The sequence below is a fragment of the Bacillus infantis NRRL B-14911 genome, assembly GCF_000473245.1.
GTDB lineage: Bacteria > Bacillota > Bacilli > Bacillales > Cytobacillaceae > Bacillus_AB > Bacillus_AB infantis.
This window is the reverse complement of record NC_022524.1, coordinates 2848479-2874852: the sequence shown is the minus strand read 5'-3', so window position 1 is coordinate 2874852 and position 26374 is coordinate 2848479. Positions and strand designations below refer to the sequence as shown.

Here is a 26374-nt window from a genome sequence, read left to right as displayed (position 1 = left end):
GGGAGCGATTGATATGGAAAACAATCTGCCAAAACAGCCCGGTACAGACATAAGCATCAAAACGCCATTTATGTGGAAATTCTTCGTTTACAGTTTCATAGGCGCGTTCATTTTCTTTGTCCCCATTACAATCGGCGAAAAGAAATCCATCCTGCTTGATCATTTTGTGACCTATATCCAAACGGCAGCGGAACCTGCCATCCCTTTTTATACTCTGTTCATTTTGGCTGCAGGAGCCATATATCCTTTTTGGACAGGGAAATGGAAGAAATCCGCTACAGATATAATTTTTTCTATGTTTAAAGTGGCTGGTCTGCTGACAGGCATTATGATTCTCCTGAATCAGGGTCCAGCCTGGCTGTTTGATCCGGATATGGGACCGTTTTTATACAACAAGCTTGTAGTTCCCGTCGGACTGCTGGTGCCGATAGGGGCTGTATTCCTTTCTTTGCTGGTAGGCTACGGCCTTTTGGAATTCATCGGGGTCCTTGCAAGGCCAATCATGCGGCCCATCTGGAAAACGCCCGGGCGTTCTGCCATTGATGCTGTCGCTTCTTTTGTGGGCAGCTATTCGGTCGGCCTTTTAATAACCAACCGCATCTATAAAGAAGGCAAGTATAACGGCAAGGAAGCAAGCATCATTGCCACCGGCTTTTCAACTGTTTCTGCCACGTTCATGGTCATTGTGGCAAAGACCCTCGGGCTGATGGAAATGTGGAATCTGTATTTTTGGCTTACTTTCTTCGTAACCTTCCTTGTAACAGCGATTACGGTCAGAATCTGGCCGCTGTCGAAAATTAAAGAAGATTATTACGAAGGATCTGTTCCGCAGCCTGAAAAAAAGGTCCAAGGAAACCTTTTCACTGCAGCATGGGCGGAGGCCAGGCAGACAGCGGAACATTCACCGCGCCTCTTGGAGAATATATGGGTCAACTTGAAAGATGGGCTGCTAATGGCTATGGCCATCCTGCCATCCATCCTGTCGATCGGACTGCTTGGCCTGGTTTTAGCTGAGTTCACCCCGGTTTTTGACTGGATTGGCTATATCTTTTATCCGTTCACATCCGTTCTGCAGCTGCCGGAGCCAATGCTTGCTGCCAAGGCAAGCGCACTTGGCATAGCAGAGATGTTTCTCCCTGCCTTGCTGGTCACTGAAGCTGCACTGGAACTGAAGGTTGTCATTGCTATTGTCTCTGTATCAGGTATCATCTTTTTTTCGGCGCTTGTGCCTTGTATTGTATCGACGGAAATTCCTCTTTCAATTCCCGTGCTGATCGTCATATGGATTGAAAGGGTGATCTTGACGCTGATCATTGCTGCACCGCTTGTCTATTTGCTTTTATAAAGATAAAACCAGCATGGCCTGTGCCGTGCTGGTTTTTCTGGTCCTGATGCCATTTATAGATCATCAAACCCATTATCCACTGTATTCACCTTCACATACTGCCTCGGCTTTTGTTCAAAAAAGTCCGATTTTCCAAGATCGACCTCTTCATAGGCCTTGATCCAGCGAAGGGGATTGGTCCTTGATCCTTCGAATGGGCGGTTAAAGCCCAGCTGGTTGGAGCGGACATTGGCATAGAATCTTATATATTCTTCCACATCCCCGATCAGGATGCCGCTTATTTTATCCCCGATGATGGATCGGGCCCATTCAATTTCAAGATAGGCCGCTTCCCTGAAAGTTGATTCTGCGAATTCCGCCAGCTCTTTTGTGTTCTGCTCAGGATATTCATCAAGGATTTCACGGAAAATTTTAACGAAAAGGTCGACATGCAGCTGTTCATCTCTATTAATATAGTTGATCATCGTGCTGGTAGCGACCATTTTCTGGTTTCGTGCCAGATGATAGAAAAAGGCGAAGCCGGAATAGAAGAACAGCCCCTCTAAAACAACATCAAATATGATGGACTTAAGAAGGCTGTCGACAGTGGGCGACTCTGCAAAATTTCTGTAGCCTGAAGCCACGAATTCATTCCGCTTTATTAGGGCAGGCTCGGTCCGCCAGAATTCAAATACCTCATCCTGCTTATTCTTATCAACAATACTTGAAAGCACATAAGAATAAGAATGGTTATGGATCACTTCCTGCTGGGCAAGGATGATCATCAGGGCGGAGAGGCTGGAATCTGTCAGGTAGTCAGCGACCTTACCGGCATAATCAGTCTGAATGCTGTCAAGCAGTGCCAGGAGGCCGATTATTTTTAAGAAAGCCTCCTTTTCTTCTTCTGATAAATCAGGAAACTGCTTGATGTCCTGTGACATATTGATTTCAAAAGGGGTCCAGAAATTGGCGAGCATCCGTTTATATTTAGGAAAGGCCCATTGAAACCTCACATCGTCCCAGTTCAGGATATTGGAACATTCTCCGTTGATGATTCCAGTAGAGCGGTTTGGTGCTGTTTTATTCATGATTTCTCTCTTATTGACAGGGGTTGTCATCGAATCACTCCTTTTCATTAGCTTGAGCAGGAATCGCAGTCTTCAAAGTCGGAAGAAGTAGAGCGGACATAGTATGTCGTCTTCAGTCCGTTTTTCCAGGCAGACAGATGCAAATCCAGCAGTTCCTTCGCTTTAATATTGTTCTGCACATATAAATTAAAAGAAATTGCCTGATCGATATGCTTCTGTCTTTTGCTGTTCTGCAGGATGCTCCAATGCTGGTCAATCACATAAGCCGATTTGTAGTACCAGGTTGTATGCTCATTCAGGTCGGGTGCCGTTACCGGAATCTTATAATCTTTCTTTTCCTCAGAGTAGAATTTCCTGAATATCGGATCAATGCTCGGGCTGCTTCCTGCAATGATGCTAGTTGATGCATTTGGTGCTACAGCCATCAGATATCCATTTCGGATTCCATTTTTCCTGACAGCCTGCATCAATGAATCCCAATCATGCACAGAATCCAAACTGCTGTATCCCCGGGATGTAAAATATTCGCCTGAATGCCAGTCAGAGCCCTTGAAGCCCGGGTATGATCCTTTTTCCATCGCCAGATTCATGCTTGCTTTAATCGTCAGGAAGGCAATCTTTTCGTACAATTCATCTGCCAGCCGGACGGCTTCTTCGTTTTCCCACCTGAGCTTTTTCAAGGCGAGCAAATGGTGCCAGCCAAAGGTCCCGAGTCCAATTGCCCTGTATTTCCGGTTGGTGGCCACTCCCTGCAGGACGGGAATGGTATTCAAGTCAATCACATTATCAAGCATCCTGACCTGAATGGGAATCAATCTTTCCAATACATGGTCGGCTGCTGCCCTTGCCAGATTGATAGATGAAAGATTGCAGACGACAAAATCGCCGGGAATTTTCTCTATGATGATCCGGCCATCTTCCTCGCGCTGGTCTTTTGTGATCGTTGCGCTTTGATTCTGCACGATTTCAGTGCAGAGATTAGTGCAATAAATCATCCCCAAATGACGATTGGGGTTCTTCCTGTTTACCTCATCACGGTAAAACATGAATGGAGTGCCGGTTTCCAGCTGGCTGATCATAATCCTTTTCATAATATCGATTGCCGGAACTTTTTGCTTCGACAGCCGCGGGTTTGCGACGCATTCTTCATACTTAACCCTGAATGAACCTGCACCAGGCTTTTCATCATAAAAGTCTTCAAGGGAGAAGCCCATAACGCTGCGGACCTCATGGGGATCGAACAAATGCCAGTCCCCGCGGGCTTCTACCGTTTCCATGAATAGATCCGGCAGGCAGACCCCGGTGAATAAATCATGGGTGCGGTAGCGTTCATCACCGTTATTCAATTTGCTGTCCAGGAAGGAAAAGATATCTTTATGCCAGATGTCGAGATAGACGCTGACTGCCCCTTTGCGCTGGCCGAGCTGATCGACGCTGACAGCTGTGTTATTAAGCTGCTTCATCCATGGAAGGACCCCTGATGAAGCCCCTTTAAAGCCTTTTATATCACTGCCCCTGCTTCTGATTTTTCCCAGATAGACCCCGATGCCGCCGCCGTTCTTGGAAAGATTGGCGATATCTGTGTTGCTGTCATATATGCCCTGGAGACTGTCATCTACAGTATCAATAAAGCAGCTTGAAAGCTGGCCCCAATTTTTTCCTGCATTGGAAAGTGTAGGGGTTGCTGCTGTCATATACAGATTGCTTAAAGCCCAATAGGATTCCTTAATGAGGGACAATCTGCGTTCCTTTGGCTCTGAACGGTTCAAAGTCATGCTGATGATCATGAATCTTTCCTGAGGCAGCTCAAAAAGCCTCTTTTTCTTATCCCGGCTCAGGTAGCGGTCAGCAAGCATTTTCACTGCTATATATGTAAAAAGCCTGTCCTTTTCCGGGTCAATATAAGTCCCGATTATATCAATTTCTTCTTTTGTGTAGGATTCCAGCAGGACTGGGGAGTAGACGCCGGCATCGGTTAAATCGGTGATAAGCCCATACAGTGGGCCATAGCTTTCTCCGGCAGTGGAGCGCCGGTGCTCGGCAGCCTTCTCATAAAGACTTGATAAGTACAGGCGGGCGGCCACGTATGTCCAGTCAGGCTCAGCCTCGCTGATCATGGAAAGGGAATCAAGAATCAGCTGGTTTAGCAGTTCATCATTACTTGGAGTGTGATTATCCTGAAGCTGAGTCGCCCTTTTATAAAGCGGCTGAAAATCCAAATGCGGGAAATCAGAATCAATGGATGCCAATGGCAGCGGTTTTGCGGAAGAAATGTTCATAGTCGTACCTCCTGGGTTGATCAGTATTTTGACAATAAAAAAATCCGCCCACAATTTGGGCGGATCAAACGACGGCATAAAGGAAAATAAAACGATTTATACCATCGTTTCATCTTCCCAATCCCCGAAGAACCGAAACTCGTACAAGCATGGCAGGTCTCCTGGCTTGTGCTTCATCCTACTCTGAGCCCTTCCCATATATGCGCCTATTCAGCGTTCATATACAGTGGATGCTCATTTCGTACACACTTACAGTTGCGGGGACAGCTCCGGCGTTGAACCGGATTCCCTATTATGCCCTAAAAGGGCACCATCGCTTGCGGATTCTTATTCAATTGAAGGCTGGTGCCAAAAATCGGCAGCCAGGACGATTATTCGCTAAAATCCCCGGACTCTCTGCAAAAAAAATCGCTTCCCGAGTTTCAGAAGCGAAAAAGGAAAAAGAGACCATAAACAAAATTCATTCACAAGGACAACAATATGTAGTGCTGATTCCTGGTGGATTATCAATATGTTGTACCATGATTGTAGCATAGTTAAAAACCAACAGCAATCATAAAGCGATAAAATAATAAAAATATGGAAGGAGAAGCATGGCGCTCCCTGCAATTAGCAGAATCCGAGCCGTATTTGTCGAAAGCCTGCCGCTATTTTTCCATTTTTTATACCAGCTCCACCTCTGCAGATTTGTCTTATAAAGAAGAAAAAGAAGCATGCATAAAGCAGCAGACTGAATATAGAATGGCAGACCGAACGCTTTGCCTGTTATATCTTCATCTGCCGGAACCGCAAGTTCAAGAATCTTTTCATGGAATGACCCAAAAAGGGCAAACGCAGCAACAGCAATGATGATTACTTTAATCAATTCAAGATAAAAACCGCCAATATTTTTCACTGAGACACTCTCCAAAACATTTATATATTTTTGCTCTTTCATTATAGCCTCCCTTTAGACAGCTAACAAAACATAACGATTATCAAAATAATTAAAATAAAACAAAAACATTCATAAACAATCAAACATTGAATCTATTTGATTGTTTATGAGTGAAAATGATTGATTTTTGAAATCGATTCCATTACAATTGGCTTACATAATAAATCTTAAACTTCTAAGCCAAAAGCCATGAAGCGGCAATAATAAAGAGCTGGGAGGTGACAATCTTGCTGACGCCAGAGAGACATCAGCTCATTCTGCAAATGCTTAAAGAGAAGCATACAGTTAAAATACAGGAACTTGTAGAAATGACAGATTCCTCAGAATCAACCATCAGACGGGATTTATCACAGCTTGAAAATGATAAATTTTTAAAAAGGGTGCACGGAGGCGCTGCCAGGCTGCAGGGAAAGCTTCAAGAGCCGAGCATGGTTGAGAAATCATCCATAAACCGTCATGAGAAGAAGGATATTGCCAAGTATGCAGCAGGCCTTGTAGAAGAAGGGGATTGCCTATATCTGGATGCAGGGTCAACCGTTCAGGAAATGATTCCCTTTCTGCCTCTGAAAGACATTGTTGTCGTGACAAATGGCCTTATGCATATTCAAAGCCTTATGGAAAGAGGGATTAAGACCTTCCTTGTGGGCGGGTATGCAAAGCCGCACACAAATGCCATCATAGGCAGGGGAGCCTTAGCGAGCCTTGGGCAATACAGGTTTGATAAATGCTTTATGGGTGTTAATGGAATTCATCCGCAGTTCGGCTATACCACACCGGACCAGGAGGAAGCAATGATCAAGCAGACAGCTATTTCACTGTCGAGGGAAGCATATGTACTTTCGGATAGTTCGAAGTTTTCTGAAATCGCTTTCGCAAAAATTGCTGAGCTCCATGAAGCCTCCATTATCACAAATGAACTTGATGCAGACAGCAGGGAACAATTTATAAGTAAAACAAAAATTAAGGTTGTGACAGCATGATTTATACATTGACACTTAATCCTTCAGTTGATTATATTGTCGAGCTTGACAATGTCGAGATAGGCAGTTTGAACAGGACAAAAAGTGAATCTAAATTTCCAGGAGGAAAAGGCATCAATGTTTCCCGAGTCCTGAAAAGGATGGGAGTTGACAGCGAAGCAATCGGTTTTGCCGGCGGATTCACCGGCAGATATATCACAGACTCTCTCCAGGAAGAGAATATTAGAACCCGTTTTGTCCAGGTAAAGGATGACACGAGAATCAATATCAAATTGAAAAGCGGTCAGGAAACTGAAATCAATGCCAGGGGGCCTGAAATCAGCAAGGAAGACCTGGATGCATTGACTTTTGAAATCAGCCGGCTGGGACAGGGAGATATGCTTGTGCTTGCAGGAAGCATCCCTTCCACAATGCCGGACAACACGTATGAAGCATTCGCGAAGATGTGCCATGAAGCAGGTGCAGGATTTGCAGCAGACGCAGAGGGCGAGCTGCTTAAAAAGGTTCTTCCGTACCGTCCTTTCCTGATCAAGCCGAATCACCATGAACTTGGAGAATTATTTGGCACAGAGATCCATACGTGCGAAGAAGTGCTTCCATACGCTAAGAAGCTTATCGAAATGGGTGCGCAAAACGTCATTATTTCACTGGCAGGGGAAGGTGCTGTATTCGTGAATGAAGATATGGCCATCGCGGCGACTGTTCCAAAGGGCATCTTGAGAAGCTCGGTGGGAGCAGGCGACTCTATGGTTGCCGGATTTCTTGCCGAATTCAGCCGGAGCGGCAGCTATGAGGCAGCATTTAAATACAGTGTAGCTTCCGGCAGTGCAACAGCCTTTTCTATTGGCCTGTGCACGATTGAAAAAGTAGAAGAGCTGCTGCCTCAGGTAGCGGTCAGAATAATATAAAGGGGAGAGCTTTATGAAAATTACAGAGCTGTTGTCAAAAGATACAATCCTGCTCTCTATTAATGGCAGGGATAAGCGCGGAGCGATTGACCAGCTGGCAGAGACACTGGATAGAGCTGGAAAGCTTAATGATATTTCCGCTTTCAAAGAGGCCATTCTTAAAAGAGAAGAACAGAGCACTACGGGGATCGGGGACGGCATTGCGATTCCCCATGCGAAAACCGCGGCGGTTTCCAATGCTGCAATTGCGTTCGGCAAGTCAGCTGAAGGGGTGGATTATGATTCACTGGACGGACAGCCGTCACATCTATTCTTCATGATTGCTGCCCCTGAAGGTGCGAACAATACCCACCTTGAGGCACTTTCCCGCCTTTCTTCCATCCTTATGAGAGAAGAAGTGCGCAGGGAGCTTATGGAAGCGGATTCTGCGGAAACCGTTTTGAATATCATTAATGCACATGATGAAGAAGGCGAAGAAGAAGAGCAGAGCATGGAAAACAAAAAAGATTTCATCGTCGCCGTCACAGCCTGCCCTACAGGAATTGCACATACCTACATGGCAGCAGATTCCCTGAAAGCAAAAGCGGCTGAGCTGGGCATTGATATTAAGGTAGAGACCAATGGTTCCGGCGGAGCTAAAAATGTCCTCACCCGGGAAGAAATTGAAAACGCAGCTGCAGTTATTGTGGCAGCAGACACAAAAGTGGAAATGGAACGCTTCAAAGGGAAGCATGTCATTCAGACCGCTGTAGCAGACGGCATCCGAAAGCCTAAGGAGCTTATTGACAGGGCTGTTAAAAAAGATGCGCCGGTCTATCAGGGATCAGGCAATGCTTCATCTGAAGACAGCGGAAATAAGGAGAAAAAGGGCGGCATCTACAAGCATTTGATGAACGGTGTTTCCAATATGCTTCCGTTTGTTGTCGGCGGCGGAATCCTGATTGCGATTTCCTTTATGTTCGGCTATAACTCTGCGGATCCGAACGATCCTTCTTACAATGAATTTGCAGCGGCACTTATGACAATCGGCGGCGGCAATGCCTTTGGCCTGCTGGTTCCTGTGCTTGCCGGCTTCATTGCAATGAGCATCGCGGACCGTCCGGGCTTTGCACCTGGTATGGTCGGTGGTTTCATGGCAGCGAGCGGCGGGGCTGGATTCCTTGGCGGCTTGATCGCCGGATTCCTTGCCGGTTACATTGTTGTACTGCTTAAGAAGCTCCTATCCGGGCTTCCGGCTGCTCTTGAAGGAATAAAGACGATTCTGCTTTACCCGCTTCTTGGAATATTACTGACTGGCCTTGCCATGCTGTATGCAGTGAATGAGCCAGTCGGTGCACTGAATAATGCAATTACAGACTGGCTTGCCGGTCTCGGCACCGCCAATGCTGTACTGCTGGGTATTGTACTGGGCCTTATGATGGCCTTTGATATGGGAGGCCCTGTCAACAAGTCAGCATATGTATTTGGAACAGGCCTCCTGGCAAACGGCGTCTATGAGCCAATGGCTGCCATCATGGCGGCAGGTATGGTTCCGCCGCTTGCCATCGCTCTGGCTACTACTTTCTTTAAGAATAAATTCACGAAACAGGAAAGAGATGCAGGCACTGTCAACTATATCATGGGTGTATCTTTCATCACGGAAGGTGCCATCCCATTTGCGGCAGCAGATCCAATCAGGGTCATCCCATCTATCATGGCGGGTGCTGCCACAACCGGTGCTCTGTCCATGCTCTTTAACATCGGCCTCCGGGCACCTCACGGCGGAGTGTTTGTTTCCTTCCTAGTAGAAGGAAATGCGCTGCTGTATCTTTTGGCTATCCTGATTGGCTCGGTTGTATCTGCCGTCCTGTTGGGAATCTTTAAAAAACCTGCAGCACAAGTGAAGTGAAAATGACCGGAAAGCCTCTGTGCTTTCCGGTTTTTTCTTTTCTCAATAGTATCTCACCGATACCAGCCAGGGTTAAAATCAAGCTCCAGCACCTGGCCGAATTTAATGGCAAAGTCCACAAAGGCATTGCCCTTCGCTGTCAATATTCCCCTGTCAAACACATAAGGGGCGTCTACATATCTTTCTTCATTGAAAACCCCTAAGAACTCCCTGGACTGTTTGGAAATACCCGCTGTGTAAGAACGGTCATCCAGGATGCCGGATTTCGCCATAAGGTAAGGCGCACTGGAAATTGCGGCAATGACGGCATCTTGTTTATATCCGCTCCAGATAAAGCTGAACAAGTCATCTTCCGCCAGCAGGTGCTTGAAATCATCAACACCTGGAAGTATCAGACTCTGGTATTGGGAAATCTCTGCCTCATTAAGAGAAATATCGGGATTGCACGAAAGTCCTGCTTCTCCTATTACAGGTTCATCATCAAGGCCGATGAAGACCTTTGGATGATTTGCCTGCGTCAATACAGAAATGACGGCTGATAATTCGTACTCGCTGAATCCGGGATACAGAATAATGGCTGTAGTCATCTTTCATACCTCCAATTCAAGGGAATTTACAATACTATTCGCCGCTTCTGCAGTAAACCCTTTTCAGTCCGTGCTTAATCCTGCTTCTTGGGCCAGGCATATTCTCAGTCAAGTTTAATATGAATGAGAGAAGAAGTTTTAACAGGGAGGGAAACATATGGCCAAAACATTCGAAGAAGCAGCAAAGGAAGAAAACGGATTCTGGCTGCAGATCCTCGGGGATCATGCGCGGTTCATCCATGATGCCCTGGCGCCGTCTGAAAAGGAAAATATCCGGACAGCGGAATATTTTATAACGGTCTTCGATGAATTGCTCGCACAGTCAGGAAGCGCAGATCCTATACAATTAAGCATACTGGCAGAAGGAGAGGCTGAAAAGCTGCGAGGCTTTAAGCTGAAGCTGATTGAAGAGCATCTGACCGGCAAAATCAAAATACATCTTGGCCCGACCTTCATCAACCATATGGTGAACGAGCTTGAGGAATACCTGCTTGTGCTTAGTTACTTAAAAAAAGGTGAAGCTCCGCCAGTATTTCATGAGCTTCATCATCATCTGATCTGGCTGCTTGATGCTGCGGGTCATGCTGGTGCGATATCAGACAATATGGACCGGATCGAGAAGATGATTAAAGAAAAAAGCGATGATTATACAAAACATTTTGAGGGCTTTTACTTAAAGGCTGTAGAGCTTACCGGATTTTTGAGGACGAAAATCCAAAGCTTTCCGGCACTGGACCGGTTTAACAAAAACGTCAAGCTCGAGATGAAGTTATTTATGAATTTCCTGGATGAAATTGAAGAGCTTGAACTCTCAAACCAGGCCCTCGGAACGTTTGCTCCCCTGATGGCCGACCATATGTTCAGGGAAGAATGCTATTATTTGTCTAAGCTAGCCGAGGCACAGTCAGAAGGAAAGCCGGACTGTGATCCAGCGAAACCCCGGCTTCAGTATTAGCAAGCATTTCCCGGGCTGATAATATTACGCATTTTAACCTTCTCTAATGTGAACATACTAAAAAAGAACACATTTTGAGGAGGAATTCTTAGTGAAAAAAAGAGCAGCATCCATTCTGGCGATATTGTCCATTGTCCTGCCTTTGTCAGCCTGCGGCACAAACAACAATCAAATGAATGAGCCGGAAGAGATGAATTATACACCAATGCGCAATAATGGCGATGGTTTTGATAACGACCAGGTCAATCAGCCTAATAATGACAGCAACAGAGTTATTCCTTCCCGCTATGTTGATCCGGCTGACATGAGGCAGCTTGATGAACAAATTGAAGAGCAAAATGAAAGCAGCGAAGACTGGAGCGACCGGGGAATGCGAAACGACGAGACGCCGAAGACTGAAGACAAACCGGATCTTGGCGGAAATTTGTCTGGTGAAAGATAAAAGGTAAAAGCACAGCCGCAGAAATGCGGCTTTTTCTGTTTATGTGATAATCCCCATGGATTAGGGTAAAGGGTAAAAAACTAATCAGATTGCAGGGATTGTATGGATATTTTAAAATGGGGCTATATGCGGAGGGGGCAAAGAAAAGCAGTCTTTGATAAGTACCCGAATACCACTGTTATTTTCCGCCGGGTCAGGGGGTATTTCCTTGTTTACAGCATCGGATGGAATGAGAAAGACGGCGTTGTGGATCGAAGTGATATAGAACAGATGGAAATCCTTCTGAATAATGAGCTGGGACTGCTGGGAAATTACAAGGAAAGAGGCGGCAGGATCTAGCCAGCCGGTAAATCAAGGCAATCCGTTTCAGGTGCATGGCAGTTCTCTAATGCGAGCCATACTATTAAGGCAGCCAGGGATATGGCTGGAGACATTACGCAGCAGTAATGGCTGTCCAATCATGCTTCAGAAGGAGACTAAATTTCATGACTAAGCGCAATAGAAAAACGAAATCCGGCCTGCAAAGCGCCAAGAGCATAAACGATATGGAGTTTTCAAAGGATATGACAGCTTCAGAAAAGAAAGCTGAGAAACAGAGGCCTCACTGACTTTGGCCAGTTTTGAATATCGGGGCGGGAGGATTTTTTATGAAGAGATGGGGAGCGGGATTCCGTTAGTCTTCATTCACCCGCCTGGTATGGGAAGCGCGGTTTTTGAATGCCAAAAGCCCCTTTCTGGATGGTTCAGGGTTATTCTTCCAGATCTCAGCGGGCACGGCAGATCACCTGTCTGTCAGACAAACATATCTATTGGCCGGTATGCTAATGAAATAGCCGCTCTGCTGGATTCCCTGAAGATTGAAAGAGCAGCAGTTCTTGGATATTCTGCCGGGGGGCTGATCGCACAGGAATTTGCCCTCACTTATCCGGAGAGGGCTGCCGCGCTCATCCTGGCAAGCGGCTACCCGGAGGTCCAGTCAGCTGCATTTAAGTATGAACATCTTGCAGGCATGTATATGATTAAGCATCATCCGGATATCCTGATCCCGCTGCTTGCGGCAAGCCATACGCGAGATCATGCTTACCGGGCCAGGCTGGCGGAGCATATGGAGCTTGCAGACAAACAGATATGGTTCCAGTTCTACGGCCAGTCACTGCATTACAGTTGCACAGACAGGCTGAAAGAGCTCAAGGCTCCGCTGCTTCTGATGTACGGTTCCCGCGATTTTGCCAATCAGCATATCAGATCATACAAAAAGCACATTGATTGTCAATCAGCTGTCATTAAAAAAGTGGCCCATCAGCTGCCTACAAAAAAATGGCAAGCTTTTAACCAGGTTATACTTGGATTCCTTTTTTCGGAGGCAAAAATTTAGAACAGCCAGAGTGCTGTTCTTTTTAGCGTAAAAAAGCTTTTCTTAGGTATTATTTCCCATTATAATAAAGTTACTGAATTTATGCTGAGTAAATTTAGGAATAGATGATCAGGAGAATATATATGACAGATTACTTGGCTGACCTGCATAAACGGAATCTATTGCTTGTCTATCTTTTATGGGCATGCGTGATACTTGGGGTTGCAGTAGCATCGGATACACCCAAAACAGTAGTGACCATATTGGCAGCGGGAGGGCCATTCTCCCTGTTTTGCAGCTTTATGATTTGGAGGAAAAAGGCCATCCCTCTTATCATGTATTTTATATCAATAGGATTGGCAGTCGTTTCTTTCTTTTTTGTCCAATCGACTGCTGAATTCACAAATTTGCTTATTTTCTTTTTAGCGCTTGGGATCATCTCCCTGTATCATAATTACCGGCCGCTTCTCTTGAATGGACTGATCGCACTGGTGATGATGAACTATTTCCTGGCTGTTAAACCGGATTATGGCGAGGTTGATAAACTGGCTGTTAATGCATTTTTCATTTTGGTGCTTTCGGCTCTTACCGCCCAAAGCGTGCTGGGGAACGGGATGCTGAAAAAAGTTGAATCAGGCAGAAAGCAGTCAGAGCTCCAAAAGCAGAAAACGGAAGTGGTCCTGCAGGAAGTTCAAAGAACAATCGAGGTATTGGGAAAGTCAAACCGAGGATTGAATGAAAATGCAGAAGTAACGGGAAAAATTACAGGTGAGGTGGTCCTCGCTTTCCAGGAGCTTGCAGGAGGGATTGAATCTCAGGCTGCAAGTATTACAGATGTTAATTCCGCTATTCAGGATGTGTATGATGGAGTTATGAAGGCAAATGAGGCATCAGGCATCATGGAAGCCTCTTCAACTGCTTCGGCTGAAATGACGCTGCAGGGTAAAGAAAAGATGGACAGGCTCTATGAAAAAATGAACAGGATTGGAATGATGGTTGAAACGACCAATTCTGTCATGGCGAAGGTCAATGAGGAAAACAAACAGATTGAGGGCATTGTCAAACTGATTGCCGGCATTGCAGATCAAACCAATCTATTATCACTGAACGCCGCAATTGAAGCAGCCCGGGCAGGCGAGCATGGCAAGGGGTTTGCCGTTGTGGCCGAGGAGGTCAGAAAGCTTGCCCAGCAGGCTCATGATGCTTCCGGCCGGATAACAGGGATTCTGGAAGGGATTCAAGGCACATTCAAAGAGGCAGCGGAGCTGATCGGGAACGGTATGGCAGAGGTCTCTGATGGAAGGCAGTCAGCGGAAGAGGCGGAGAACCTGTTCTCATCTATCCAGGAACAGTCTTCTGCTGTCTTGGGACAGGCGGAATATCTAAGGTCACTCAATGAGCAGCTCCAGGAGGCTGCAGCCAGCGTCCGGGAAGAAATGACTGCTGTTGCAGCCATCACCGAGCAGTCGGCAGCTTCCGTTGAAGAAGTGCTGGCAAGCGCAGAAGTGCAGGAACAGCGGGTAATGGGAATTGTTGAAAACATCCGCGAGCTGAACGAAATGACAGGGAGCCTGGAGAAAGCGATAAAATGACTTAAAGCCCGGCTATTTTGCCGGGCTTTTGGTTTGCCGATTCATTCTTTTCCGGAAGACCCGCTGTATGCTCCCCTACCCCTCTTTATCCGGCTTTATGGCAAACAGGACTGCCAGTGCAGCGAGAATGGAAACTCCGCATAATATATAAAACAAGAGCTGATCTGACTGCTTAACGATGATTGCGACAGCTGGCGGGCCTGCTGCTACGCCGATGAACCTCATCGAGCTGTACAGTGAGCTGATCGTCCCTCTTTCTTCCTTCTCAATGCCCTCAGTGATCAGGGCATCCAGGCAGGGCAGGCTGACACCGATTCCGATTCCCCCAACAGCAAACATGGCCATGAGAAACCAGAGATTGGTTGAGAATCCAAGGATTCCGACTGAGGCAGCCAGCAGGATGCTGCCGGAAAAAGTAATCCACTTCATCAGCGACTTATTCTCTTTGATCAGCTTTCCGGTAATATAGGACGATAAACATAGGGCGCCTAATGGAATGGCAAGAAACAGCCCTTTTTTCACATCTTTGATATCATACTGCTTTTCAAGGATATCAGAGAGGTGAAACAGCACTCCGAATAATACGAACATTAATATGATGCCTGCCACAAAAATGGCATAAAGCCATTTGCCATTATTTTTGAAGATTTCCTTGATTTTTTTGAAAAAAGCTTTAAAGGGAATAGGCTCTGTCCGCTTCTCAGGTGTTTTTACCAGCAAGACCATCAGAAGGATAGAGATGGCACAAAATACCGGAAAAGCAAAAAAAGGCAAAAACCATAGGAAACCTGCCAAAAAGGCGCCAAGAATCGGGCTTAATACCTTGCCAAAGGTGTTTGAAGTTTCTATCACTCCAAGAGAACTGCTGACTTCTTCCTCGTTCTTGAACATATCCCCCACCAAAGGCATGACAATAGGCGCCCCTCCAGCTGCGCCAATCCCCTGCAGTGATCTTCCAATAAGGATAAGCCAGTAGGGATCAGCCATCTTCCAGGATGCCCAGCCGGATATAAGACCGCCGACAGCAGCAATCAGGAGACTGGGAATGATAACCTTTTTCCTTCCGATATGGTCTGAAAGGTATCCGGCAAGCGGTATCAGAATAATGGCCACAATGCTGTACACCGTAATGATCATACTGGACTGGAAGGAAGAAATGCCAAGCTCCCGCTCCATGACAGGCAGAACTGGAATAAGCATGGAATTCCCCAGTGTCATAACTAGAGGGATTGAGGAAATAGAAAGGACAGCCCATTTTTGATTATGCGTGTCATTATTCTTCTGGCTTTTCTTTTCCTTTGCTTTTTTCTTGGATTTCTTTAAAACGACTTTCTCCACATGCTCCATTTGAAAACCTGCCTCCTGTGTTGATACTATTACTATTAGCAAACAGGCTGACTTCTTTCCCTGCTATTTTTTGGCAAAGAGAAGGGTTGGAACATTCCGCCAAAAGAGATAGAATAGGGAATAATGCCAGCGGGCAGACTAATTGGGTTCATGGAGGGGAAAAAAGCAATGAAAGGCCGGATTATTGAATTCAGCATAGGCAAACCAAAGCAATTTGACTGGAAAGGAAAAAAAGAAACTTCTGCAATAGGGAAAACTCCACTGGAGGAAGCCAGACTGGTGCCAGAGGGTTTTGCCGGCGACGGTGTCGCCAATCCTGATTTCCATGGCGGCCCTGACAGGGCAGTATGTTTGTATCCTTACGAGCATTACAGCATGTGGGAAAAAGAATTTGGAAAAGTATTTCAGCCCCCGGCATTCGGAGAGAATATCTGTGCAGAAAATATGAAGGAAGAAGATGTTTTCATCGGGGATATTTTCACACTGGGCGATGCGGTCATCCAAATCACCCAGGGGCGGGTGCCGTGCTCGACCATCTCTAAGTTCAATGAAGCAGATAAGCTGCTGGCAAGAATCGTGGAGACAGGATTTACAGGATATTTTTTCAGGGTGATCGAACCAGGCGTTGTCCGGAAAGATTCACCAATGATCCTTCTTGAACGGAAGCAGGAGGATATTTCGGTCTTGGAGGGAAATGAAATCTTTTTCCGGGGGCGGAAAGATGCCAGAGCAATGGAGAAGATGCTCAGTATAGAGGCGCTGGCGGATGTCTGGAAAACGAAGCTCCAAAAGGCTTTGTATAATATTACATAAATTTATATAAAAAATGATTTGACAAACGGATATATCCGATTTATCATAATAATCAATATATCGCACGGCAATGACGAAGAGTAGTAACTTTTGCAGATGCTTTAGAGAGCTGATGAATGGTGGGAATCAGTGCAGATGCAATCGTGAATGGACTTCCGAGCCTCCAAACCGAACCCTTTTGAGCAGTAGGCTTTGGCGAACAGTCTCATCGTTACAAGAGACAGATGGCAGGAATATTGTCCTGCTGTCTGTAAAGTGAGCTGATTGATCAGCTAATGAAGGTGGCACCACGGGTTTCTCGTCCTTTTTATAAGGATGAGGGACCCTTTTTGTGTTATACAAAAAAGAATATAAAAATCGCTGAACAAGAGGAGTAGCAGAGCATTCGTTCGTTACAGAGAGCCGGGTGTGGTGGAAGCCGGCACGAACAGCATTGTGAATGGACTTGTGAGAGGCATCCTGAAAAAAAGTAGGGATGCACGGGATTCCGCCGTTATCAGGATAGGGTCTGCAGGGCTGAAAGTCTTGCGCACCCGAAAAGAGAGAGCATTTCTTGCTCTAACCAGAGGTGGCACCGCGGTCCGGAATATCGTCCTCTATATGCACAATACCTGTGCGTATAGGGGACTTTTTTTATAGGAGCCGAGCCGAGAAAAGCATAGGAGGAAAAATAATGAGCAGAGCAGAGACAGTACCAGGCATTCTGATTGAAGAACTGGAAGGTGATATACTGACGCCCATCAGCATTTATCAGCGGATCAGCGGGGAAAAAAAATTCCTGCTTGAAAGTTCGCTGAAGCATGAGCGCTCAGGAAGATATTCGTTTATCGGTGCAGATCCTGTATTTGAATTAAAGGGGAATGGCGGCAAAAGCATTCTGATCAAGGGAGGAGAAGAAACCGAATTGGAGGAGCCTGCCCTTGAAATGGTAAAAAAACTGCTTCCTGAAATACCCATGCATGCACCCTTTCCCCTAGCAGGAGGAGCGGTGGGCTATGTCGGGTACGACAGCATCAGGCAGTATGAGGATATCGGAAGTATCCCAAAAGATGAATTGGGAGTTCCGGATGTGCATCTGATGTTCTTTGAAATCATGGCTGTCTATGACCATGCTGAACAGAAAGTTTACCTGATCGGCACCTCTCTGACACCCGATACGACAGAAGAGAGCCTAAGGCACAGGATTGCCGGACGGAGAAAGGAAATAGAAGAAGGCTCTGCCGGTCCTTCTGACAGCGGTATAAAGATATCAAGGTACTCGGCTTCAGAAACGAAAGAGTCTTTTGTTGAAAAGGTAAAGAAAGCCAAAGAGTATATCATCCAGGGAGATATCTTCCAGGTGGTGCTTTCACAGCGTATGCAGGCAGACATTGAAGGAGATCCGTTCTCGTTCTACCGCAGGCTCCGTATTCAGAATCCTTCACCATATATGTATTTTCTGAATTTTGGTGAATATGCAGTCGCCGGTGCATCTCCGGAAAGCCTGATCAAGGCAGATTCTGACAAAGTAACCACGAACCCCATTGCCGGAACAAGGCCTAGGGGAAAGGACGAGGAAGAAGATGAGAGGCTGTCAGCCGACCTTTTGAACGATGAAAAAGAGCTTGCCGAGCACCGGATGCTCCTGGACCTTGGCAGAAATGACCTTGGCAGGGTTTGCGAATTCGGTTCAGTAAAGATAGAGAAATACATGCAAGCCGAGAAATTCAGGCATGTCATCCATTTGGTTTCTGAGGTATCCGGAAAGCTGAAGCCGGATTATTCACCCGCAGATTCACTTGCTGCCTGCCTGCCGGCAGGGACAGTATCAGGCGCACCGAAAATAAGGGCGATGGAAATTATTAATGAACTGGAGGAATACAAGCGGGGTGTTTATTCAGGGGCGATCGGCTATTTTTCTGCGGGAGGCAGTATGGACTTCGCGCTTGCGATCCGCACCATGCTGATAAAGGGGAATAAGGCCTACATCCAGGCTGGGGCAGGCATCGTACATGACTCGGTGCCCGAAAAAGAGTATGAAGAAACCATTCATAAATTAAGGGCATTTTTGGAGGATCAAGATGATTTTATTAATTGATAACTACGATTCATTTACGTATAACCTGTATCAGTATTTGGGAGAGCTTGGCGAAGAAATAAAGGTTGTCCGGAACGACAAGATCAGCCTTGATGAAATAGGCAGCATGAAACCTGAAGCCATTGTATTGTCTCCGGGTCCCGGCCGGCCGGAAAACGCAGGCATTTGCATAAATCTGATCCAGGAATTCTGCAGCAGAATCCCGATCCTCGGGATTTGCCTGGGACATCAGGCCATTGGCCAGGCATTCGGTGCCAGTATCGAGAAGGCTTCCAGAATTATGCATGGAAAAACATCAAAGCTTAAGCATACCGGCTCTTATTTGTTTCAATACATGGAGCAGCCCATCGATATCATGAGATATCACTCACTTGTCATCCAGACCGGAACGCTTCCGGCACAATTCAAGGTGCTGGCGAGATCGATGGATGATCAGGAAATCATGGCCATCAAACATGAAGACTACCCGCTCTTCGGCCTTCAGTTTCACCCGGAATCAGTCGGGACGATAAACGGAAAAAGGATGCTGGCAAACTTTTTATCGGAAATCAGGAAGGAGAATAGCTATGAGGCACATACTGGAACGCTTATCTGAACGGACGGAACTGACGGAATCAGAGATGATGGAGGCGATGGCCCACCTGCTGTCCGAAGAGGTGACAGACAGTGAAATTGCGGCTTTCCTGGTCGGGCTGAAAACAAAGGGAGAAACGGTTGCTGAAATCGCAGCGCTGGTGAAAGGCTTAAGGGGCAGAAGCCTTAGGTTTGAAAAGAAAATTCCCGGAGCCCTGGACAATTGCGGGACTGGCGGGGATGGATCAAAAAGCTTCAATATCAGCTCAACCAGTGCATTTGTCATCGCAGGAGCGGGAATCCCTGTTGCCAAGCATGGAAACAGGAGCGTGTCCAGTAAGACTGGGAGCGCTGATGTCCTGGAGCACTTGGGGATCAACCTGAACCTGGCGCCGGAGCGTCTTGAAGAAATCCTCCAGGAAATTGGCATTGCCTTTCTTTATGCACCGCATGTTCATCCTCAGATCAAAAGGATCATGAAGGTAAGGAAGGATTTAAGGATTCCGACGATTTTCAACCTGATTGGGCCTCTCACCAATCCGATGGAGCTTGATTCACAGCTTCTGGGGATCTACAGAAGGGATTTGCTTTCCATGTTTGCAGAGGTACTCAATGAACTGGGGCGTAAAAGAGCGGTTGTATTGAACGGTGCCGGATACATGGACGAAGCTTCCCTCCAGGGAGAGAACCATTTGGCTATCCTTGACAACGGGAAGATTACACAGCAAATCCTCCGGCCTGAAGAGACTGGGCTTGGCATATATAATAATGAAGAAATACGTGGCGGAGATTCAAAGGAAAATGCGGAAATCCTGCGGAAGGTGCTCAGCGGCGAAAAAGGGGCATATCGTGATACTGTCCTGCTGAACAGCGGGATTGGCATTTTCGCCGGCGGAAAAGCGGATACCATCCAGGAGGGAATCAAGCTTGCTGCAGTAAGCATTGACAGCGGTGCTGCACTGGAGAAGCTTGAACTCCTGGTTAACGCCGGCAGCAAGTTCAAACAAGAGGTGATATAAGATGGCGACCATTTTAGATAAAATTATCGAAGAAAAAAAACGGGAAGTTGCAAGGCTGAAAGCTTTTGGGCTGCCTGAGATCCCTGAAACACCAAAACGGTCTCTCATTTCCAGACTTGAAGCAGCCGAACATTTGAGCATCATTGCCGAATTCAAGCGGGCTTCGCCTTCAAAAGGCGATATTAGCATGGATGCATCACCGGCCGAACAGGCTGCCAAATATGTTGAATATGGTGCCGATGCTATTTCCGTATTAACTGACACGTCCTTTTTTAAAGGAAGTTTTGAGGACCTGGCAGCAGTCAGAGGCGCTGTCGATGTCCCGATTCTCTGCAAGGATTTTATGATTGATAATATTCAAATTGCCAAAGCAAAAAGTGCAGGGGCCGATATCATTCTGTTGATCGCGGCAGCGCTTGGGGAAGGGCAGATGAATGAGCTGTACCAGTATGCTTCCAGTTTGGATCTTGAGGTACTGGTAGAGGTTCACAATGAGGGGGAAGCAGAAAGAGCGATCGCAGCAGGCAGCAGGCTGATAGGGGTTAACAACCGTGATTTGCGGACATTTAATGTAAATCTCTCTGTTACAGAAAGCCTCGCTCCGGCAATTAGAGAATCAGGTGCATTTCTGATCAGCGAAAGCGGCATGAAAACGGTCGAGGATGCTAAAAGAGCAGTCTCTGCAGGGGCAGGAGGCATCCTTGTCGGGGAAACCTTCATGAAAGCCTCTGATCTTGAATCATCGCTCAGCGGCATGAAGCTTCCTTTAAAGGAGGTGCGGATCCCATGAAGGTGAAAATCTGCGGCATCACTGATCTGGAGAACGGTCTTTATGCAGCCAAAAGCGGGGCCGATGCATTAGGATTTGTTTTTGCCGAAAGCAGGCGCCGCATCGCGCCTGAGGAAGCGGCCGAAATAATAGCAAAGCTTCCCGGCGGGCCCCTGAAGATTGGCGTCTTTGTTAATGAATCCAAAGAAATAATTGAAAAAACGGCGGAAATTGCCGGATTGGATATGGTCCAGCTTCATGGTGATGAGACTCCGGAATTCTGTGCAGGCATCAATCTGCCAGTCATTAAAGCCCTGAGTGTGCAAGGCGAGGAAGATCTTGCCCGGATTGCGGAATATCCTTGTGATTATATCCTCCTGGACAGCCCAAAGGGAAAATACAGGGGCGGGAACGGAATCGCCTTTGACTGGAGTATTCTTGAAGGCAGGGATTTTGGCGGTAAAAAAGTAATCCTTGCAGGCGGTTTGAATCCAGAAAATGCAAGAGAAGCAATCCGTAAGGCAGCGCCTTTTATGGCTGATGTCAGCAGCGGCGTGGAAAAGGACGGAAAAAAAGATCCCGCCCTGATTGCGGAATTTATAGCAGAAGCAAAAAATGCGCTCAAAAATGAGGAGGAATTAAAATGACAGCAGTCTATACGATGCCAGATGAAAAAGGGCATTTCGGCATATACGGTGGAAGATATGTGCCCGAAACACTTATGCAGGCAGTTACAGAACTGGAGGAAGAATATAAAAAGGCCCTCCAGGATGAAAGCTTTACAAAGGAACTGAACAGTCTTCTGAAAGACTATGTTGGCCGGGAAACGCCGCTTTATTTTGCCGAAAACCTGACGAAGCATGCAGGAGGGGCTAAGATTTTCCTGAAAAGGGAGGATTTAAACCATACCGGCGCTCATAAAATCAATAATACGATCGGCCAGGCTTTATTGGCAGTCCGCATGGGGAAGAAGAAAATCGTTGCAGAAACTGGGGCAGGGCAGCATGGCGTAGCCACTGCAACCGTCTGTGCCCTGCTGAATCTTGAATGCGTCATTTATATGGGGGAAGAGGATATCAGAAGGCAGGCACTGAATGTATTCAGGATGGAACTACTGGGAGCGAAGGTCGTCGGTGTCAGCTCAGGCAGCAGCACATTGAAAGACGCAGTCAATGAAGCGCTGCGCTACTGGGTAGCCAATGTATCAGACACACACTATATACTCGGCTCTGTGATGGGGCCCCATCCATTCCCGATGATTGTTAGGGACTTCCAAAGCGTGATTGGGGCTGAAACGAAGCAGCAGTATCTTGAAAAAGAAGGAAAGCTCCCGGATGCGGTTGTAGCCTGCATCGGAGGGGGAAGCAATTCCATGGGGATGTTTTATCCTTTCATAAAAGACAAGAGTGTCCGCATGTATGGTGTGGAAGCAGCAGGCCTTGGGGTAGATACCGGAAACCATGCGGCATCATTGACTAAAGGAAAACCTGGTGTGCTCCACGGAGCCCTTATGTATCTGCTGCAGGATGAGGACGGCCAGATTCAGGAAGCACATTCCATCTCGGCAGGCCTCGATTATCCGGGAGTAGGACCTGAGCACAGCTATCTTAAGGATACTGGCAGGGCAGTCTATGAATCTATCACAGATGAGGAAGCTCTTGAAGCGCTTAAGCTGCTGTGCAGGCTAGAAGGAATCATTCCGGCACTCGAAAGCGCCCATGCTGTAGCTTTTGCCTTAAAGCTTGCAGGGACGATGAATAATAGTGAAGGAATTGCCGTCTGCCTGTCAGGGCGGGGGGACAAGGACGTAGAAACGGTGAAAGCCAGATTAGGAGGGAAGAAGGATGAATAGAATTGAAAAAGTGTTCCGCCTTTTGAAAGAAAAAGAGGAAAAGGCCTTTATCCCTTATATTATGGCAGGAGATGGCGGGCTTGCCACACTGGGGGACAAAATCACGTTTCTTGAAAAATGCGGTGCCACAGCTGTAGAAGTCGGCATTCCCTTTTCGGACCCGGTAGCGGACGGCCCGGTCATCGAAAAGGCGGGAATCCGCTCGCTGAAAGAAGGGACTACGCTTAAAACAGTCCTTGAAACCTTGAAAACGATCAGGCCGATCGTCCATATCCCTATCATTATCATGACTTATGTAAATCCAGTCATGGCTTATGGAATCGAACGGTTTACAATGGAAGCAAGCAAGGCTGGTGTAGACGGCCTGATCCTTCCAGATCTCCCTCCTGAAGAAGAAGATCTGATTGCACCCCATGCAGAAAGGGACGGCCTTGAAATCATCAGGCTTGCTACATTGACAAGCCCGATTGAGCGGATACAGCAAATTTCGGAAAAGGGAAATGGCTTTTTATATGCGGTCACAGTCAAAGGGACAACGGGTGCAAGGAGAGATTTTTCCGGAGAGCTTCAGGAGCATTTGCAAAAGGTAAAGAGTGTAAGCAGGCTGCCCGTGCTCGCTGGATTCGGCATCTCAACCCCCGAACATGTCAAGGCTATGAATCAAATCTGCGACGGTGTGATCGTCGGAAGCAAAATCGTCCAGCTTTTTGAAGAAAATAATCTTGAAGAAATCGAGAAGCTCATTAAAGCTTCCAAAAAGGAAAATGCCTTTCAGCCATAATGAAAAGCCTCTCCCGATTAAGGGGGAGGCTTATTTTTTTCCATTCTCCAGCTGCTGAAATACTCTGCCATGCTTGGTTTATGCCGTTAATTTATTATGGGTTTTAAATTTATTCTGAAAGCTTGACATGCCCGGTGAATACATTATAATTACATACTATATCCGAGTATTATAATAAGATTTCTTAGAATAGGTGGTTTTCTGTGTTTATTGATGTTCAATCTGTAAATAAACAGTATTTTGATAAAAACGGCATGGCCGCAGATGTGCTTAAGGATATAAACCTGAGCATTGAAAAAGGCCAGTTTATATCGATCCTCGGTCCTTCCGGCTGCGGTAAATCAACACTGCTGAATATTGTGGCAGGCCTTACCTCAGCGACGAGCGGCAGTGTCCTGATCGATCAGCAGAAGGTGACAAAGCCGGGCAGGGACAGGGGGATGGTTTTCCAGCAGGCCGCATTATTTCCATGGCTGAATGTACTGGAAAATGTGACATTCCCGTTGAAAAAGGAAATGTCAAAGAGTGCGGCTAAGGAGACAGCACTCAGATATCTGCAGATGGTTCAGCTCGGCAAATATCCCGGCCATTATCCGCATGAACTGTCCGGCGGCATGCAGCAAAGGGTCTCAATTGCGCGGGCCCTGGCCATGAATCCTGAGATCCTGCTCATGGATGAACCCTTTGGGGCCCTAGATGAACAAACAAGATCAAGGCTTCACCAGCAGCTTGAAAAGATCTGGATGGAGACAAAGAAAACGATTCTCTTTGTGACCCACAGCATCTCCGAATCTATTAAGCTCTCTGACCGCATCATAGTGATGGGCACCAAGCCGGGAACGATCCTCCAGGACATCACGGTGGATCTCCCCCGGCCAAGAGACCAATATAAAAAGGAAATGCTTGAAATAGAAGATCATATTATGAGCTATCTAAAAAAGGAAATCGATAAAGTCGTAAGCGAGGAATTAGCCAATGAAACCAGCAATTAAACGAATCATCTTCTTTGCAATGGTCATTGGCTTATGGGAGCTGGGCTCAAGGATGGGCCTGTGGCTGCCGACCATCCTTCCATCGCCGACTGATGTGTTCCAATCACTCGTGACAGGAATCAGTGATAAAACACTTCTTTATGATCTTGCGGCCAGCTTCAGGAGACTGCTTATTGGCCTTGGCATCAGTCTAGTGCTGGGCTCGGCCCTCGGGATTCTGCTTGCCAAATCAAAGACGGCCGATGAAACACTGGGCACCGTCATCCTTGCGCTCCAAAGCGTACCGAGCATCGTCTGGCTGCCGCTTGCGATCATGTGGTTCGGCTTAAATGAAGTGTCTGTCATCTTTGTTGTCATTCTTGGCGGCACTTTTGTCATGACCCTGAATATGAGGGTCGGAATCAAGAATGTTTCACCATTGTTCATTCGTGCGGCACAGACAATGGGCTCCTCAGGGATCGACTTGTTCACAAGAGTCATCTTCCCAGCCTCAATCCCATATGTCGTGACAGGGGCAAGGCTTGCATGGGCATTCGCATGGCGTGCATTGATGGCAGGGGAACTGCTCAGCACGGGTCCGGGACTCGGGTATACGCTGAGATATGCTTCTGATTTCGGGGACATGAGCCTTGTAATCGCCGTCATGATTATTATCGGGGTCATTGGTTCCATTGTGGACCAGCTGATTTTCCAGCGTATTGAAAAATCGGTACTTGAAAGATGGGGACTTGAAAATAACAAATAGGGGGAAATAAAATGAAAAAGAAAGCCTTTATCTTCATGGCGTCATTATTGACAGCTGCTGGGATCCTCTCAGGCTGCGGATCCTCAGAAAACAGCTCGGGCTCTAAAGAAAAAATCGTTATCGGCTACTTCCCGAATATCAACCATGTGCCTGCGATGGTTGCAAAGGACCAGGGCTTCTTCCAGAAGCGCCTTGGAGATGGAACAACGATCGAATATAAGACTTTTGCGGATGGTGGCCAGTTTATGACTGCGCTCAAAACAGGTGATTTGGATGCCGGTCTGGTCGGTCCCGGACCTGCGATGAATAATTATTCTACTGGAGCAGATGTTAAGCTGATTGCCGGAGCTTCTACAGGCGGCACAGTTGTTCTGGCAAGTAAAGACAGCGGCATCAAGACAGCAGCTGATTTTGCGGGGAAAACGTATATTACGCCTGCAGTCGGATGTACACATGATGTTCAATACGAAACTTACCTGGAAGAGTCCGGCATCACATCCGAAAGGATCGGCGGAACAATGAAACACCTGACTGGAAATCCGGCACAATATGCCAATATGCTGAAATCCGGCAAGATTGATGTAGCGGTTGCTCCTGAACCATGGGCTGCAGTAATTGAAGAAGAAACCGATGCTAATGTTGTCATCGGCTGGGATGAAGTCGCTTTCGGGGAAACCCTGCCGGCGTCTGTCATGGTAACATCAGGAAAAGCAATTGAAGATAATCCTGAAGTTATCCAAAAGATTGTCGAAGCCCACAAGGATGCTGTGAAATATATTACAGAGAATCCAGAGCAGGCAAAGGAAATCACAATCAAGGATATTAAAGAGGTTACTGGCCAGGAGCTGGAAAAGTCAGTTGTAGACAAAGCCTGGGAACGCATTGGCTTTACTTATGAAGTGGATGAGGATACAGTCCAGGCATTTGCAGACTCTTCTTATGCATTAAAGTTCCTGAAAGAGAAACCTGATTTCTCGAACTTTATTGATAAGGAATTTATCAACTAAGAAAAGCTGAGGGAGATTATCGAGCGCCAAGGACGCGACTTGGATATCGACGAAGTATGCTTGAA

General features: G+C 46.7%; 25 protein-coding genes, 1 pseudogene, 1 riboswitch and 2 other annotated features. Of the genes and pseudogenes, 21 read left to right on the top strand and 5 right to left on the bottom strand.

Features of this window, described 5'->3' with window-relative positions; translation table 11 throughout:
- Positions 1-13: 13 nt before the first annotated feature.
- Positions 14-1345, top strand: a complete 1332-nt coding sequence (locus N288_RS14570; protein ID WP_009795556.1) for a YjiH family protein — start codon at positions 14-16, stop codon at positions 1343-1345.
- Positions 1346-1398: 53 nt separating this feature from the next.
- On the opposite strand, the gene N288_RS14565 is transcribed toward N288_RS14570, so the two are convergent.
- From N288_RS14565 to N288_RS14555, 3 genes are all read right to left on the bottom strand, one after another.
- Entirely contained in the window at positions 1399-2442 is a 1044-nt protein-coding gene (locus N288_RS14565; protein ID WP_022544058.1) for a ribonucleotide-diphosphate reductase subunit beta, read from the bottom strand.
- Between the two features lie 17 nt (positions 2443-2459).
- Positions 2460-4691, bottom strand: coding sequence for a ribonucleoside-diphosphate reductase subunit alpha (locus tag N288_RS14560; RefSeq protein WP_022544057.1), 2232 nt, complete (start codon positions 4689-4691; stop codon positions 2460-2462).
- Positions 4692-4825: 134 nt separating this feature from the next.
- Positions 4826-5022: riboswitch (cobalamin riboswitch) on the bottom strand.
- 222 nt (positions 5023-5244) lie between these two features.
- The gene (locus tag N288_RS14555) at positions 5245-5628 is read right to left on the bottom strand and encodes a hypothetical protein (RefSeq protein WP_009795560.1); all 384 of its coding nucleotides are present in this window, start codon (positions 5626-5628) and stop codon (positions 5245-5247) included.
- A gap of 227 nt (positions 5629-5855) precedes the next feature.
- On the opposite strand from N288_RS14555, the gene N288_RS14550 reads away from it, so the two are divergent.
- The 3 genes from N288_RS14550 to N288_RS14540 are packed head-to-tail and all read left to right on the top strand — an operon-like array spanning position 5856 to position 9404.
- Positions 5856-6608 (top strand): DeoR/GlpR family DNA-binding transcription regulator, encoded by a 753-nt coding sequence (locus tag N288_RS14550; RefSeq protein ID WP_009795561.1) that lies wholly within the window; start codon positions 5856-5858, stop codon positions 6606-6608.
- Positions 6605-7516, top strand: coding sequence for a 1-phosphofructokinase (pfkB, locus tag N288_RS14545; protein WP_009795562.1), 912 nt, complete (start codon positions 6605-6607; stop codon positions 7514-7516). The genes N288_RS14550 and pfkB overlap by 4 nt, the downstream gene beginning before the upstream one ends.
- Positions 7517-7529: 13 nt before the next feature.
- The gene (locus N288_RS14540) at positions 7530-9404 is read left to right on the top strand and encodes a PTS fructose transporter subunit IIABC (protein ID WP_009795563.1); all 1875 of its coding nucleotides are present in this window, start codon (positions 7530-7532) and stop codon (positions 9402-9404) included.
- A gap of 53 nt (positions 9405-9457) precedes the next feature.
- On the opposite strand, the gene N288_RS14535 is transcribed toward N288_RS14540, so the two are convergent.
- Positions 9458-9991 carry a DJ-1/PfpI family protein gene (locus N288_RS14535; RefSeq protein ID WP_009795564.1) on the bottom strand — a complete coding sequence of 178 codons (534 nt, stop codon included), beginning with the start codon at positions 9989-9991 and terminating at the stop codon, positions 9458-9460.
- 157 nt (positions 9992-10148) lie between these two features.
- Here N288_RS14535 and N288_RS14530 point away from each other — a divergent pair, with 157 nt between their 5' ends.
- The 6 genes and pseudogenes from N288_RS14530 to N288_RS25865 all read left to right on the top strand — a co-directional run.
- Complete coding sequence (locus N288_RS14530; RefSeq protein WP_009795565.1) at positions 10149-10946, top strand: DUF2935 domain-containing protein; 798 nt, start codon at positions 10149-10151, stop codon at positions 10944-10946.
- Between the two features lie 91 nt (positions 10947-11037).
- Positions 11038-11388 carry a hypothetical protein gene (locus N288_RS14525; RefSeq protein ID WP_009795566.1) on the top strand — a complete coding sequence of 117 codons (351 nt, stop codon included), beginning with the start codon at positions 11038-11040 and terminating at the stop codon, positions 11386-11388.
- Between the two features lie 102 nt (positions 11389-11490).
- Entirely contained in the window at positions 11491-11727 is a 237-nt protein-coding gene (locus N288_RS14520; protein ID WP_009795567.1) for a hypothetical protein, read from the top strand.
- Positions 11728-11873: 146 nt separating this feature from the next.
- Complete coding sequence (locus tag N288_RS25700; protein WP_009795568.1) at positions 11874-11996, top strand: hypothetical protein; 123 nt, start codon at positions 11874-11876, stop codon at positions 11994-11996.
- 2 nt (positions 11997-11998) lie between these two features.
- Positions 11999-12763 carry an alpha/beta fold hydrolase gene (locus N288_RS14515; protein WP_009795569.1) on the top strand — a complete coding sequence of 255 codons (765 nt, stop codon included), beginning with the start codon at positions 11999-12001 and terminating at the stop codon, positions 12761-12763.
- Between the two features lie 1016 nt (positions 12764-13779).
- Positions 13780-14334: pseudogene (locus tag N288_RS25865) on the top strand (methyl-accepting chemotaxis protein); the annotation flags it as partial.
- Between the two features lie 75 nt (positions 14335-14409).
- Here the strand turns inward: N288_RS25865 and N288_RS14505 are convergent.
- Positions 14410-15681 (bottom strand): MFS transporter, encoded by a 1272-nt coding sequence (locus N288_RS14505; protein ID WP_009795571.1) that lies wholly within the window; start codon positions 15679-15681, stop codon positions 14410-14412.
- Positions 15682-15849: 168 nt separating this feature from the next.
- On the opposite strand from N288_RS14505, the gene N288_RS14500 reads away from it, so the two are divergent.
- The 11 genes from N288_RS14500 (at position 15850) to N288_RS14445 (ending at position 26309) form a co-directional block, all read left to right on the top strand.
- Positions 15850-16494: an MOSC domain-containing protein gene (locus tag N288_RS14500; RefSeq protein WP_022544055.1), complete on the top strand. Its 645-nt coding sequence runs from the start codon at positions 15850-15852 to the stop codon at positions 16492-16494.
- Between the two features lie 61 nt (positions 16495-16555).
- Positions 16556-16803: a binding site (T-box leader), on the top strand.
- A gap of 42 nt (positions 16804-16845) precedes the next feature.
- Positions 16846-17094: a binding site (T-box leader), on the top strand.
- A 73-nt stretch (positions 17095-17167) separates the two neighbouring features.
- Positions 17168-18571: an anthranilate synthase component I gene (trpE, locus tag N288_RS14490; protein ID WP_009795574.1), complete on the top strand. Its 1404-nt coding sequence runs from the start codon at positions 17168-17170 to the stop codon at positions 18569-18571.
- A complete protein-coding gene (locus N288_RS14485) occupies positions 18555-19166 on the top strand; it encodes an anthranilate synthase component II (RefSeq protein WP_009795575.1) in 612 nt (203 codons plus the stop codon). The genes trpE and N288_RS14485 overlap by 17 nt, the downstream gene beginning before the upstream one ends.
- A complete protein-coding gene (gene trpD, locus N288_RS14480; protein WP_009795576.1) occupies positions 19138-20163 on the top strand; it encodes an anthranilate phosphoribosyltransferase in 1026 nt (341 codons plus the stop codon). Before N288_RS14485 ends, trpD begins: the two co-directional genes overlap by 29 nt.
- 1 nt (position 20164) lies before the next feature.
- Positions 20165-20953: an indole-3-glycerol phosphate synthase TrpC gene (trpC, locus tag N288_RS14475; RefSeq protein ID WP_009795577.1), complete on the top strand. Its 789-nt coding sequence runs from the start codon at positions 20165-20167 to the stop codon at positions 20951-20953.
- On the top strand, positions 20950-21579 hold the full coding sequence (locus tag N288_RS14470; RefSeq protein WP_009795578.1) for a phosphoribosylanthranilate isomerase: 630 nt from the start codon (positions 20950-20952) through the stop codon (positions 21577-21579). The genes trpC and N288_RS14470 overlap by 4 nt, the downstream gene beginning before the upstream one ends.
- Complete coding sequence (trpB, locus tag N288_RS14465; protein WP_009795579.1) at positions 21576-22784, top strand: tryptophan synthase subunit beta; 1209 nt, start codon at positions 21576-21578, stop codon at positions 22782-22784. Before N288_RS14470 ends, trpB begins: the two co-directional genes overlap by 4 nt.
- Entirely contained in the window at positions 22777-23565 is a 789-nt protein-coding gene (gene trpA / locus N288_RS14460) for a tryptophan synthase subunit alpha (protein WP_009795580.1), read from the top strand. Before trpB ends, trpA begins: the two co-directional genes overlap by 8 nt.
- 203 nt (positions 23566-23768) lie before the next feature.
- Positions 23769-24557 carry an ABC transporter ATP-binding protein gene (locus N288_RS14455; protein WP_009795581.1) on the top strand — a complete coding sequence of 263 codons (789 nt, stop codon included), beginning with the start codon at positions 23769-23771 and terminating at the stop codon, positions 24555-24557.
- Positions 24541-25302 carry an ABC transporter permease gene (locus N288_RS14450; protein WP_009795582.1) on the top strand — a complete coding sequence of 254 codons (762 nt, stop codon included), beginning with the start codon at positions 24541-24543 and terminating at the stop codon, positions 25300-25302. The genes N288_RS14455 and N288_RS14450 overlap by 17 nt, the downstream gene beginning before the upstream one ends.
- Positions 25303-25313: 11 nt before the next feature.
- Positions 25314-26309, top strand: coding sequence for an aliphatic sulfonate ABC transporter substrate-binding protein (locus N288_RS14445; RefSeq protein WP_009795583.1), 996 nt, complete (start codon positions 25314-25316; stop codon positions 26307-26309).
- Positions 26310-26374: the final 65 nt, after the last annotated feature.